This is a genomic window from Verrucomicrobiia bacterium, from assembly GCA_035577545.1.
Classification (GTDB): Bacteria; Verrucomicrobiota; Verrucomicrobiia; order Palsa-1439; family Palsa-1439; genus Palsa-1439.
In genome coordinates, this window is record DATLVI010000008.1 from 58,131 (window position 1) to 70,943 (window position 12,813).

Genomic DNA, 12,813 nt, shown 5'->3' on the forward strand with positions numbered 1-12,813 from the left:
GCATGCTGTCCCATTGTCCCAACAGCAAGCGCGGGGGTTTCACGCTGGTCGAAGTCCTGGCGGCGGTGGCGATTCTCAGCCTCGTTCTTACCGGGGTATACGGCCTTTGGAGCGGCTCTTTGAGGGCGTGGCGGCGCGGCGGTGAAGCCACCGAGGTATTTCAGCGGCAACGGGTCGTCATGGAAACGCTGGCGGAGTTGGCACAATCGGCCGTTTACTTTGCCGCGTCTCCCGACTTGTACGAAGTGATTGGCGTCAGACATCCGGGCCTGGGCGACAGCGTGAGTTTTGTCACAGCTTCGGATGCGTTCCTGCCGCCCAGCGAAGCCAGTGACGTTGGCATGCGACGAGTGACCATCTCCATGGAGCAGGATGATTACCGGCGCACCTACCTTGCCATCGTGAACCAGCCCGCTCTGAGCGTGACCGATGATACCAAGCAAGAGCTCCAGGCGCACGTGATATCGATGGACGTGAGCGGCTTCTTCATCCGCTACCTCGACCCGCGCGATGGGGCCTGGTACGACAAGTGGGAAGACGCCAACGCCATTCCAGCCGCAATGGAGTTCACCGTTGTCTTCGGCCAGCCCGGCGACCAAATCCCGCCCGTGACCGTTACACGGGCGATCGATCTTCCGGTCGCCGATTTCATCGCCCGCGGGACCAACCCAATGCTGGCCCCCCTGTCGAGCACCAACGAGGTCCAACGCCGCGACGTTGATTCTCTGGGAACGCTGAACACCAATGTGGGACAACAGCGAGGGCAGCAAGGGTCCCCACTCCCGAGGGGAATGTGATGAAAAGCGGCGCCTCTCCTACCAACCGCTTTCCCGACAACCGCGGCATCGCCATCGTCATCGTGTTGTGGGTCGTGCTGGTTTTGTCCTTGCTGATTAGTGGGTTTGCTTTCACAATGCACGTCGAAACGCAGGTGGCATCGTACGCCCGCAAGGAGTTGAAGGCCGAAATGTTAGCGCGTTCGGGCGTCGAGGTGGCGCGAATGGAGTTGATCGTCGGCGCACTGTCTCCAACCAATTCCGGGATTGACGCGCTCAACCAGGAATGGGCCACCAACGCGTTGATGTACGTGGACCATGAATTGGGTGACGGAATTTACAATGTGAAGGTGACTGACGAGGAATCAAAGATCCCGATCAACCGCGCGACCGACCTGCAACTCAAGCGCCTGTTCGGGTTGCTCGGCGCTGACCCGGCGGATGGCGACGTCATCACGGATTCGATCCTGGATTGGATTGACGCAGACGATTTGACCCGCCTGAACGGCGCGGAGAGTGACTATTACCAGAGCCTTTCGCCGCCTTATCGCGCGAAAAACGCCCCGCTGGATCGGGTTGAAGAACTGTTGTTGATTCGCGGGGTGACACCCGAGTTGTACAAAGGGACGCCGGCGACGGATACAGATCCGGCGCGGCCGGGTCTGCAAGATGTTTTTACCACGATGACCTCGGGCTTTATCAATGTGAACACCGCGTCGGCGATTGTTTTGGGGACGCTGGGTCTCGACGACGCCCAGGTACAGGCTGTCCTGGCCCGCCGTGATGGCGCCGACGGCATCCCGGGTACGGACGATGACCTGCCGTTCCACAGTGCCGAAGAGTTCTTCGCGGCGATCGGCAATCTCGATCCAGAAGCCAAACAGTCAGCGCAGCCTCTCGTTGCAGTTACCTCGTCGTTTTTCACCGTGAAGTCTACTGGAGAGGTTGGTGGCGTGAAGCGCACCATCCTGGCGACGCTGTATCGCAACGCGGGCAAGGTCCAGACTGTCATGTGGCGTGAAGTGCGGGAGGGGACGTGAAGACCAATCTCAATCCGCGCAAACTGAGCGGTCTGGGTCATGCCCGTGGTTGGGCGGCTGTTGCGTTCGGGCCCTCCAGCCTTGAACTTACCACCACACGCACGGAAGGCTCTGAGGTCAGCGTGCTGCAACAGTCCTCCGCCAGCGCCGTACCACCCGCCGAGGCACCGGACGCGCCGCCGCAATGGCAGAATGCAGCGCAGTCGCTGCGCCAACAATTCGATCCCCGCGAGCATCGCGTTGTCACTTCCGTGAGTTGCGAAGACGTGCTCTGCCAGATCCTGCGTCTGCCCGCGACCGAGCCGACCGAATTAAAGCAGATGCTTGATTTGCAGATCGACAACATCACGCCCCTGCCGCTGGAGGAAGTCGTCTACAGCTTCGAACCATTGGCCGTCGCTGATGGACAAACACAGGTACTCGTGGCCATCGCGAGCAAGGCCAAGGTCAATGAGCGCGTAGAAGCGCTGGAATCAGCCGGATTACAACCGGAAATGGTCTCGGTTGACGCTTTGGCCATGTTCCATGCGCTGGCCCGGCGCAACCTGTTGGCGACGGACGACCGCCTGAATGTGCTGGTGATCCTTGGGTTGGTCTCCGCAGATGTGATTGTGTACTCACAAGTCGTGCCCCTCGCGGTCCGTTCCCTCGTGCTGGGAGCGGAAGGCGAATCCGTGTTACGCGAAGAACTTCAGCGCACGTTTGTCGCGACCGAGGCTGGACAGCCGGAACGGGCGATGGGTGGCGTCATCTTTCTCGCACCCGGCGAAGAATTGAAAGCGTTCGCGGAGAAAGTCGCAAACGGCCTGACCGCGCAGTCGTCGCTGCTCAGCAACGGCACCGTGCCCACCGCGGGCCTGAGCCTGTGCCTGCAGTACGCGACCGGTGAGGCGGCCCATTTGAACCTCCTGCCGGAGGAGTGGCGGCAAAAGCGCCAAATCAAAGCCTTCCGGAGGCGGCTCATTCGTGGAGCGATTGCGCTGGGCGTCATTTACGTCCTGGCGCTCGCGGTGTTCCTGACCCTGCTGGCTTTGAAGAACGCACAATTCAATCGGGTTGTGAAGGAAATCAAGAACCAGCAGAAGAACTACGACGCTGCGCGGCAGTTGGAGGGTGAGTTGATTGCGATGCGCAATCAACTCGATACGAAATCGTCCGCGCTGGAGGTCTTGCGCGAGATCACGTCGCGCATGCCGAAAGACATGCAATTGACTTCGTTTGTGTTCAAGAAGGACCTGACGTTGTCACTCAAGGGACAGGCGCCGTCGGGGGCCGTCGCGCTCGATTTTCAAACCCGACTTCAGCAGTGCGATCTGTTTTCGAAAGTGTCGGGCCGCAGCGACACGGTGGGCGGCTTGACGAAGTTTGACCTGACTTGTACTCTCAAAACCGCTGCGGGGCCGGTAACGGCTGGGAGACGATGAAAATCACCAAACGAGAACGCGGGATATTGGTTGTTGCCGTCACGGCGGCCGTGTTGATCAGTAACTACTTTCTGGTCATTCCTCTTCTGCGTAATTGGCGGGAAACCGGTATCCAACTCAAGAGCAAGCAACGCGTACTCGACGGTATGCGGACGACGATTCAGCACAAGGAAGAGTGGCGCAAGGAGTATGACGAACTCAAGAAAGGGCTTGGACAACAAGCCGAACGTTTCCAGTATACCTCCGATGTTGCGAAGAAGATCCAGGAGGTCGCCAGCAGTTCCGGTGTTCAAATCAACGCAACACGCCAGATGACTGAGGAAGACAAAGGCGTGTATCGCGTGTTGCCGGTGCAGTGTACCGTTGAGGCGACAACCGAGTCGCTCGTGAAGTTTCTCTTCGCGTTGCAAACGGGCGCCGGTTTCATGAGTGTCGAGCAGCTGACGCTCTCGCCGCGCCCTGAGAATCCCGGCATCCTGCGCTGTGAAATCCAGGTCCGCGCCCTGTCCGGTAAAATGGGGAGTACCAACTCGTGAGCCAGCATTCTGTGAGGAGCATTGCGGTTGTATGCGCCTTGACGGCGACGCTGGTTGGATCGGCCATGGGCGCCACGGATACGCTGCACGACTTCTCGCGTTACCAGGTCATTATCGACCGCCTGCCCTTTGGCGCGATGAGCGGCGGGGCCGATGTTCCACAGCCCTCTTTTTCCGCGCACTACACTTTCGTGGGGTTGCTCAAGGAGGATGATACGAAACCGCTCCTGGCAGTCATCTTTGACAAGGAAGGCAGCCAGACCTATTTCAAAGCGGAGGGCGACACGATGGGGGAGACGACCGTTGTGAAAATTGAGAAGTCGGACAAGGGCCAGGTAAAGCTTGTCTTGAAACAAGGTTTGGAGGTCGCCACACTGTCATTGGAGACCAAAACCGGGGTCGGCGCGGCCCCACCAGTCCCGGGCGCACAGCCGCAACCAGGTGTTCCGGGGGTATCGCCCGCGCCGGTGCCACTGCAACCGGGAGTTCGCCGCATTCCGTTTCGACGGGGAGGATGAGTGAGACAATTGAGAATACGACTTTTGACGGTTGGACTTTCAGCATCGCTGTTCTTTCTGGCGGTCGCGGGATCGGATGAGGTTGCCAGCGCCCAGGAGGCGACCAACGCTGTGGTGACAACGAACGCCCCGGCGGAGCAGGCAGCGCCGCCGCTGCCTTTTCCCGTAGTGCAGCCCAATCAGGTCCCAACAAACAGCGAGAATGCGGCTGGTAAGAACCCCACGCAAGACGTCGTGGAAGTTCCACCGCCACAAGCCGGTGCGACAACACCTTCTTCACCGTTGCCGCAACCCCAGACGAACGCGCCGGTTGCCGTCAAAGCCCCCGTTCCATCGCCTTCACCGCCAGCGCCAACGCAACCCCCCCCCGAGGCAGAGACGATCGACTTTCAGTTCCAGGGCGCCCCGGTCACCGCCATCCTCGAATGGTACGCGCGCCTGACGGGCAAGTCGATCATTGCGGCGCCGACCCTGGCGGGGGTAATCAATTTCCGGAGCCAGTCAAAATTGACCAAGAGTGACGCGCTCCAGGCGCTCGACAGCGTACTCGCAATCAACGGCATCGCTGCCATCCCTCTGGGCGAGAAGTTCCTCAAAGTCGTCCAGATTACCACGGCCAAACAAGAGGGCCTCCCCGTTGGCAAGGTAACCGCACCAGCCGATACGCTGGGGACACAGATCATCCCGTTGAAATATGCTGACGCGACGGAGGTCGTCACCGTGCTGCAACCGTACCTGCACCCCTATGGCCAGTTGGTGCCCTTGCAGAAATCCAACAGCATCCTGATCTCGGAAACCGCCGCCAATCTCAAACAGATGATGGAAATTGTGGCGTACGTCGACCAACCGTCGATGTTGCGCATGGAAATGCATTCCTACGTGCTCGCCCACGCCAAGGCCGCTGACGTCATGGCGCGCTTGCAGTCGATCATTCAGGGCGCCGAGCAGGCCGGTGGACATGCCTCGGTAGCCGGTCAGCCGGGGCAACCTCCCCAAGCGCCGGGGCAGATCCGCCGCCCGGGCGTACCGGGACAACCAGGCGGCGCGCCCGGTGAGGAATCCGCCGTTGAAGGCAAGGTCATTATGGCCGCCGACGAGCGCACCAACAAGATTTTCATCCTGACGCGACCAAGCAATTTCGGTTTTTTCGACAAGCTGATTGCCGAGTTGGACGCGAAAGTTGAGCCGGACGTGGTAATGAAGGTCATTGAACTCAACTACGCCACCGCCGAGGACATCGCTTCGCTTTTAAACTCGCTCATTACGGGCTCAACGCCTGCAGCGCCGGCGCGACGCACGACAGGCACTCCGGGCAGTACGACTACGGGAGCCCGACCGCCGTCCATCCCGCCGCCACCGGCCGGGGGCTCCGCCGGAAGCGGCGTGGATACCGGTTTCCTGCAATACGCCGAGGGCGTGCGCATTCTACCCGATCCGCGGACAAACTCGCTTTTGGTGATGGCGACCAAGGAAGATCTGGTGCGCATTGAGCAATTGGTCAGGAGCATGGACACGTCGGTGGCCCAGGTGCAGATCGAAGTGGTGATCGCCGAATTGACGCTCAACAACGAACTCGATGTCGGGGTCGACCTCTTTAGCCGGTTGTGGAAGGCCGGCGAGGCATCCGGCACCGGCGGTAACAGCACGGATGGCAATACGCCCGTTCAGTTGTCGCCGCTCAGCGCGATCAGCAGTAACCTGCCGACTGCGGCAGCCCTGGCGGGGGGCGCGGGCGGACTGACTTATTTCACCACGTTTCGGAATCTTAACCTCGACACGGTTGTCCACGCGCTCGCCAGCACCGCGAACAGCAAGGTCCTTTCGACACCCGTCATCCAGACGATGGACAATCAGGAGGCGGATATCACTGTTGGCGAATCGGTCCCTGTCCCCACCTCGCAAACGTCCTCCCTCGTTAGCGGCACGGGTACGTTGGCCACCTCCGGCGTGACCTCCAGTATCCAGTATCAGGACGTCGCCATTGAATTGAAGGTAACTCCGCGGATCAATCCCGATGGATACGTCCGGATGGACGTCGAACAGAAAGTGAACGATCTCGGCGCCAACGTTAACATTGGCGGGACGATCGTGCCGACCATCCTGAAAAGGGAGGCAAAATCATCACTGGCTGTTCAAGACAAGAGCACGATTGTTTTGGGCGGTTTGATCCAGCAATCAAAGTCGTTGACGACAACGAAAACGCCGTTCTTTGGGGATATTCCGATTATCGGACAGATTTTTAAGAGCCAGGCGAACAACAAAAAGCGCACCGAGCTGATTATCTTCATCCGGCCCACGGTTCTGCGCACCGATACGGCGGCCGTGGGTGAGGCCAGGCGGCGCTTGAAGATGTTGGGTGTGAGCGAAGAATTGGAGCAGCACTATTTCCCGGATGCCAATACGGTGACCAATCGAGTCATCCCGAGCGGTACCAGTAGTCGCGCGCCGGTTCCGGCAAATCGACCGGTCGTCGCGGAGCCGCAACCCGCGGTTGAGGACCCGACGGATCGCCAGTCGACGAAGGTCAAGGCCTTGAAGTTGGAGGACGGCGATATCATCACGCAGTAGTCACCGTGAGCATCGAATGGCTCGTTCACCTTAGAGGAACCTCATGGACACCACCGGACTACTCAACCAGCGGATCATGATCGTGTTGCGGCGGTTTCATATCCAAACACCGCGCGAAGTCATCCGCGGGATTGTCACCGATGTGGACGAAACCGGGCTGCGCGTCAGCGGGCGCCGTTTTCAAGAGCAAGCCGACCTGGAGTCTCGTTTGCCCCACGAGCGACCTGTCGAGACCGACACAAAGGTGTACTGGATCCCGCACACCTCGATTCGCTACAGTGAAATCATCGATCCTGGGTCTCCCTCGGAGAAACAGGATAATGAAATCCAGCGGCGCAAGCCGTTCACGCCGCAGGAACTCCACCGCCCGACCCAATCGTAATTGAGAACATCCAAGGCCATCGGCCTTTATGCGGTCGCCGTCGTCTTGCTGGGCGCGCTGTTGGCGCCGTGGCTGTTTTGGACATTGCAAGCGCTCGCCGCGCACATTCCGGCCCTCGGCTGGCTGGCCCGGCAGCCATTCCGTCGCATTTTCGACCGCGCCCTCTTGATTGTCGCATTTGCGGGGTTGTGGCCGCTGCTGCGCAACGTCGGGTTTCGTTCCTGGAGAGACCTCGGCTACGTGAAGGCTCGTGGCGGGTGGTGGCACGTTCTCGTCGGGTTTGCGATCGGCTTGGGATCGTTCGCACTGTTGATCATCATCGAGATCGCAATGAGAAGCCGGTCCGTTAATCTCGACAAGTCGGGGGCGCAGGTGGCGGGCGCAGTTCTGCGTTATTGTGTCACGGGCATCCTCGTCGCGCTGGTCGAGGAAACGTTCTTTCGCGGGGCGCTCCAGGGCGCGTTGGAACGGGGGATGAGCGCCGTGACCGCCGTGGTTCTGGCGAGCGTGATCTATTCTGCGTTGCATTTTGTAAAGCCGACGCACGTGGTCATCCCGGCGGACCAGGTCACGTGGAGCAGTGGATGGACATGCCTCATGGGCAGTGTCACGCGGTCGGTTGGTGAACGGGATGTCTTCGTGGGATTCGTGACGTTGTTTCTGGCCGGCTGCATTTTGGGATTGGCTTATGCGCGGACGAGGGCATTATACCTCTCCATCGGATTGCACGCGGGGTGGGTCCTGGCCAATGAATTTGCCCGCTGGCTTGGGGCCTACCAGATTATTGAGGACAAAGCTGCGTGGCTTGTGCTCACGGTGCTGCTCGCGTTGGTTGCATGGCTATGCCAGAACAAACTCAAACCTCTGCGCGCCCCGGGGCCGTCCAACTCTGGTGGCGACGCGCCTGCGACATAGTCTGGCCGCGGAACTGTCCTTTCTGCAGTTGTTCGCTCTCGGAAATCGAGCCGGGCATCGTCTGTCCCGATTGCCTGGCTTCCGCGAAACCCATTGAGCCCCCGTTTTGTCGACAATGCGCGTCACCGTTCACCGGCTCGGTCACGGGTGACACGCTCGTGTGCGGGTATTGCCAGGACTTGCGCTTTTATTTCTCACGTGCCATCGCGGCTTGCCGGGCCGAAGGCGTCGTGCGCGACTGCATCTTGAGATTCAAGTATCAACGTGAGATGTATTTTGGCCCGCATCTGGCGGATTGGTTGCAAATCGCCGCCCGCCGCTGGATCGACTGGCGGGAAGTGGACGCCATCGTCCCTGTGCCGTTGCATCCGCGCAAACAACGGCAGCGCGAGTTCAATCAGGCTGAATACCTCGCGGATGCGCTGGGGAAAGCACTGAACACCCCGGTTGTGAAGCGACGTCTGCGTCGGGTGAAAGACACCTCGACACAAACGAAGCTGAGCGCGGAGGCACGGGCGAGAAACATGCGTGGCGCGTTCGCCGTACGCGATAACACCGCTTTCACAGGCAAACGCCTTGTGCTATTGGATGACGTGTTTACCACGGGCGCAACGCTCGATAGTTGTGCCAAGGCGCTGCGGTCGGCGGGAGCCAGGGAAGTCGTGGCGCTGGCTGTCGCGCGAGGCGTGTAACTGCGCCACACCAGACTTATGAAGAAGCGGGCTGCAGCCATCATCGAGGTCCTGTTGGCTTTCGCCTTCGTGCACGTAACGTATCGATCCCTGAAGCAGTTTACCGCGCTTGGAAGATGGGAAGGGAGTGCGGGACTGAATTTCACACCGGGGTTGGTGATGATTCTGTTCACGGTTTCCGTGTTGTCATTGTGCCGGAGGAGCTTTGAGGTCTATGGGCTGACCCTGAGGCGATCGCGATACAATTTGAACGTCGGGTTGTTGTGGAGTGTGTTGATGGTATCGCTGGCAGGGTTGGGACTGGTGTTGACCCATGTGCATTTTGATCCAGCGCACCCGCATAATGACATGGCAGGCCGGTTGGCGGGGGCTATCTTTGGCCTCATTTTGTCGGTCCTCCTGATCTGGACATTGAAGCGACACAGAACCCTTCTGGACCGCGTCCCTCTGGTCTTTGGACTGTCACTCATGATTGCGCTGCTGTCGGTTCCCGTGGTAGTGGCCGTGTATTCGCATCGACCTCTTCTGACGGTCTTATTGACCGTGGGTTGGTTATTCCTGGGAGCCGGCTTTGGTGAGGAGACATTTTTTCGAGGGTATATTCAGACACGCGTTGACGAGGCCTTCGGGCAGCCCTTTCGGTTTCTGGGATTTGATTTCGGACCGGGACTCTGTGTGTCATCCCTCCTGTTCGGATTTCTCCATGCCCTGAACACGGTCGATTATTTCCACGGGCATCTGGATTTTGCATGGTGGTACGGCGTCCAAAGTTGTTTTACAGGTCTGTTTTACGGGTGCCTCCGGCAGAAGACGGGTAGTATCGTCGCCGGAGGTGGTACCCACGGCCTGACGGATGTATTGGCGAGTGTTCCCTATCGATTCTAAGAAGAGTAAACCCATTGGGGCAAGGGGGTCAGGTGTTGCGGGAGGGTATTTTTACGACTGGTGCAATGCTGGACAGTTGTGCTAAAGTTTTAGCGTCGGCGGTGGCAAAAGAGGTGTTAGTCCTGCCGACACGCGAGGAGGCTTGTCATGGCGGTATTCGAAGAAAAAGAAAAGCCGAAGATTTCCGAGACCAAGACGAAGAAGCACGAGATCCCCAGCGGATTGTGGGTGAAGTGCAAGACGTGCGGTGAGATCATCTTCAGCAAGGAACTCGCGGCCAACGCGAAAGTCTGCAGCAAGTGCGATTACCACTTTACGATGACCGCCCCCGAGCGCATTGCGATGCTCGCCGATGAGGGCACCTTCCGCGAGCTCGATGCCGACATGGCGAGCGTGGACATGCTGAAATTTACGGGGGTGGCCGCCTATTCGGAGCGGTTGCGCACGTACCAGCGCCAGACGGGCATGAACGACGCCGTGATGATCGGCCTTTGCAAACTCGACGGTCACGATACGTCACTTGCGGTCATGGACTTCAACTTCCTCGGCGCCAGCATGGGCTCGGTTGTCGGGGAAAAAATCACACGGGCGATCGAGAAGGCCACCGAGCTGAAGATCCCGGCAGTCATTGTCTCCGCTTCCGGTGGCGCGCGGATGTACGAGGGCATTCTCAGCCTCATGCAACTGGCCAAGACAAGCGGTGCGCTCGCGCTGCACGCCAGGGCCGGACTGCCCTACATCTCGATCCTCACCCATCCGACTACGGCCGGGGTGATGGCCAGCTATGCGTCGCTCGGTGACGTGATCATCGCCGAACCGAAGGCGCTCATCGGTTTTGCTGGACCGCGCGTGATCAAGGAAACCACACAACAAGAGCTTCCCGAAGGCTTCCAGACCAGCGAGTTTCTCCGGGACCGTGGCCTGGTCGATCTCATTGTGCATCGGAAGCAACTCAAGCAAACAGTTGTGCAGTTGTTGAATTATTTTTCAGGACGCGGCGGCCGGAAATTCAAAGCGGCGGATTAGCATTGTGCCCAGAGCGGCGGTAGGGCAAACCTTCCACGAAGCCCAAGAAGTACTTATGACCTACCCGGAAACCATCGACTATCTCTACGGCATCCGTCTCTTTGGCCAGAAACTGGGCCTGGAGACGATGCGGTATTTACTGCGCTTAATGGGCGACCCCCAGAGTCGGCTGCGTTTCATTCACATCGCCGGCACGAACGGCAAGGGGAGTGTCGCCGCGATGCTCCACGCGGTCTTATCCAAGGCCGGCTACAAGACCGGGCTCTACACGTCGCCGCACCTCGTGTCGTTCTGTGAGCGGTTTCAGATCAACGGCCAGCCGATTGCCGAGGCTGACGTAGTGCGGCTGGTGGAGCAGATCAAACCACTTCTGGAAAGGGTCGCCGCGCATCCCGAGTTTCGCGCGCCCACATTCTTCGAGGTGGTCACCGCCGTGGCGCTCCAACATTTTCAGCAGCAGAAGATCAACGTGGTTGTTTGGGAAACCGGGTTGGGCGGTCGCTTGGACGCGACGAACGTGGTTACACCCCTTGTTTCCGTGATCACCAACATTGCCTTTGACCACACCCAGTATCTCGGCGAGACGCTCTCCGAGATCGCAACGGAAAAATGCGGAATCATCAAGCGGGGGGTTCCGGTTATCACTGCTTCCGCCGCTGAAGAAGCTCTCCACGTTATTCGGGCGACAGCAACCACCCAGGGCTGCCCGCTTACTGTAGTTGGCCAGGATGTTCATGCCACGCGGCTCAGCGAGGACGAGCAGGGCCAGCGTGTCGAACTGACGGGCGCGCGCCACGATTATGGCCCGATCACGGTCCCGTTACTCGGCGCCCACCAGACGATCAACTGTGCCACAGCCATCGCGGCCCTCGAAGCGTGCGGGCTGCCCGTCACCGTGGCGCAGGTTACCGATGGGCTGTCGCAGACGACCTGGCCCGGGCGGTTTCAAATCGTAAACCACAATCCGACCGTGGTACTCGACGGAGCGCACAACGCTGCCGCGGCTGACCGGCTGGCAGCAACGCTACGGGAGCGTTGTGCCGGCCGGAAACTGACGCTCATCATCGGCGTCTTGCGGGACAAGAACTACGACCAGATGTGCCAGATCCTTGCGCCTCTGGCGGAGCGCATCTTTTGCGTACCTGTGAACAGCGAACGCACGTGCGATCCGGACCAGTTGGCGCGTTGGTGCATGGCTGCAAATCCCCGGTTGAAAATCACCGTCGCAGGCAGCCTGGAGGAAGCGTATGCGCAGGCTCAACGTGAGAATGTCGAAGCCATCGTCATCACCGGTTCGCTGTTCCTCGTCGGTGAAGCGCTGGATCGGCTCGGGTTCGCGCACCCGACCAGGGCGAAAACACGGACGGAGTTGGTATTGCAGTGAGCGGTGTATGCGTGCGAGCCCTGTTCTTCGACGTGGGCGGCACACTGCTGCGTCCGTGGCCATCAGTGGGCGCCATCTATGCCTCGGTGGCCAATCGCCACGGGATGACGACCACGACGGAAGAGATGGAACGGGCATTCCGCGAATCATGGGCCGCGCTGAAACGACCGGGATTGACTGTTTCTCGCAAGGACTGGTGGCGCGAAGTTGTCTTCCGCACCTTGGGGCAGGAGAAGCAGGCGTGTTTTGAGGAACTCTACGAAACCTTCGCCCACGCGGGCGCATGGCAGGTTTTCCCCGACGTCAAAGAGACGCTACGCGAAGCCCGCGCGCGCGGCCTGCATATTGGCGTCATTTCCAATTGGGACGAGCGCCTGCGCCCGTTGCTCGGGGAGATTGGGCTGGCCCGTTACTTCGATTCCATGACCATCTCCTGCGAAGTGGGAGTTGAGAAGCCGGGGGCAAAGATCTTTCAGGCGGCGCTCCGTGAGGCGGATGTTCCGGCGAACGAAGCCGTTCATGTGGGAGATAGCGACGAGGCGGATGTGCGCGGGGCCGAAGCGGCGGGGATGGTGGCCGTTCTTCTGAATCGAAGTGAAGGGCAGGGTGTCGGGATGCGCGATCTGCGCGGCCTCTGGGCCAAAATCGACACGGACTAATTCTCGGT

13 protein-coding genes are annotated in these 12,813 nt (G+C 59.6%); all 13 read left to right on the forward strand.

The genetic code is table 11. The features are described from left to right. The first annotated feature begins 2 nt into the window (after window positions 1-2). Complete coding sequence (locus tag VNL17_02125; GenBank protein ID HXI82870.1) at window positions 3-797, forward strand: prepilin-type N-terminal cleavage/methylation domain-containing protein; 795 nt, start codon at window positions 3-5, stop codon at window positions 795-797. After that, window positions 797-1,816 carry a type II secretion system minor pseudopilin GspK gene (gspK, locus tag VNL17_02130; GenBank protein HXI82871.1) on the forward strand — a complete coding sequence of 340 codons (1,020 nt, stop codon included), beginning with the start codon at window positions 797-799 and terminating at the stop codon, window positions 1,814-1,816. The genes VNL17_02125 and gspK overlap by 1 nt, the downstream gene beginning before the upstream one ends. Continuing rightward, window positions 1,813-3,240 carry a pilus assembly protein PilM gene (gene pilM, locus VNL17_02135; protein HXI82872.1) on the forward strand — a complete coding sequence of 476 codons (1,428 nt, stop codon included), beginning with the start codon at window positions 1,813-1,815 and terminating at the stop codon, window positions 3,238-3,240. Before gspK ends, pilM begins: the two co-directional genes overlap by 4 nt. Continuing rightward, window positions 3,237-3,776, forward strand: a complete 540-nt coding sequence (gene gspM / locus VNL17_02140; GenBank protein HXI82873.1) for a type II secretion system protein GspM — start codon at window positions 3,237-3,239, stop codon at window positions 3,774-3,776. Before pilM ends, gspM begins: the two co-directional genes overlap by 4 nt. Further along, window positions 3,773-4,294: a hypothetical protein gene (locus tag VNL17_02145; GenBank protein ID HXI82874.1), complete on the forward strand. Its 522-nt coding sequence runs from the start codon at window positions 3,773-3,775 to the stop codon at window positions 4,292-4,294. The genes gspM and VNL17_02145 overlap by 4 nt, the downstream gene beginning before the upstream one ends. 9 nt (window positions 4,295-4,303) lie before the next feature. Continuing rightward, on the forward strand, window positions 4,304-6,862 hold the full coding sequence (gene gspD / locus VNL17_02150; protein HXI82875.1) for a type II secretion system secretin GspD: 2,559 nt from the start codon (window positions 4,304-4,306) through the stop codon (window positions 6,860-6,862). Between the two features lie 43 nt (window positions 6,863-6,905). Then, a complete protein-coding gene (locus VNL17_02155) occupies window positions 6,906-7,244 on the forward strand; it encodes a hypothetical protein (GenBank protein HXI82876.1) in 339 nt (112 codons plus the stop codon). Beyond that, on the forward strand, window positions 7,245-8,159 hold the full coding sequence (locus VNL17_02160) for a CPBP family intramembrane glutamic endopeptidase (GenBank protein HXI82877.1): 915 nt from the start codon (window positions 7,245-7,247) through the stop codon (window positions 8,157-8,159). Continuing rightward, window positions 8,087-8,851, forward strand: coding sequence for a ComF family protein (locus tag VNL17_02165; protein HXI82878.1), 765 nt, complete (start codon window positions 8,087-8,089; stop codon window positions 8,849-8,851). The genes VNL17_02160 and VNL17_02165 overlap by 73 nt, the downstream gene beginning before the upstream one ends. An 18-nt stretch (window positions 8,852-8,869) precedes the next feature. Beyond that, on the forward strand, window positions 8,870-9,736 hold the full coding sequence (locus tag VNL17_02170) for a CPBP family intramembrane glutamic endopeptidase (protein ID HXI82879.1): 867 nt from the start codon (window positions 8,870-8,872) through the stop codon (window positions 9,734-9,736). A 147-nt stretch (window positions 9,737-9,883) separates the two neighbouring features. Next, entirely contained in the window at window positions 9,884-10,762 is an 879-nt protein-coding gene (gene accD, locus VNL17_02175; GenBank protein ID HXI82880.1) for an acetyl-CoA carboxylase, carboxyltransferase subunit beta, read from the forward strand. Window positions 10,763-10,817: 55 nt separating this feature from the next. Further along, window positions 10,818-12,146 carry a folylpolyglutamate synthase/dihydrofolate synthase family protein gene (locus VNL17_02180; GenBank protein ID HXI82881.1) on the forward strand — a complete coding sequence of 443 codons (1,329 nt, stop codon included), beginning with the start codon at window positions 10,818-10,820 and terminating at the stop codon, window positions 12,144-12,146. An 11-nt stretch (window positions 12,147-12,157) separates the two neighbouring features. Continuing rightward, window positions 12,158-12,805: an HAD-IA family hydrolase gene (locus VNL17_02185; GenBank protein HXI82882.1), complete on the forward strand. Its 648-nt coding sequence runs from the start codon at window positions 12,158-12,160 to the stop codon at window positions 12,803-12,805. Window positions 12,806-12,813 lie beyond the last annotated feature (8 nt).

Coding starts and splice junctions, on each gene's coding strand:
- VNL17_02125 (HXI82870.1), top strand. CDS start 3: ATGCTGTCCCATTGTCCCAACAGCAAGCGCGGGGGTTTCACGCTGGTC.
- gspK (HXI82871.1), top strand. CDS start 797: ATGAAAAGCGGCGCCTCTCCTACCAACCGCTTTCCCGACAACCGCGGC.
- gspM (HXI82873.1), top strand. CDS start 3,237: ATGAAAATCACCAAACGAGAACGCGGGATATTGGTTGTTGCCGTCACG.
- VNL17_02155 (HXI82876.1), top strand. CDS start 6,906: ATGGACACCACCGGACTACTCAACCAGCGGATCATGATCGTGTTGCGG.
- VNL17_02165 (HXI82878.1), top strand. CDS start 8,087: ATGCCAGAACAAACTCAAACCTCTGCGCGCCCCGGGGCCGTCCAACTC.
- VNL17_02170 (HXI82879.1), top strand. CDS start 8,870: ATGAAGAAGCGGGCTGCAGCCATCATCGAGGTCCTGTTGGCTTTCGCC.
- accD (HXI82880.1), top strand. CDS start 9,884: ATGGCGGTATTCGAAGAAAAAGAAAAGCCGAAGATTTCCGAGACCAAG.
- VNL17_02180 (HXI82881.1), top strand. CDS start 10,818: ATGACCTACCCGGAAACCATCGACTATCTCTACGGCATCCGTCTCTTT.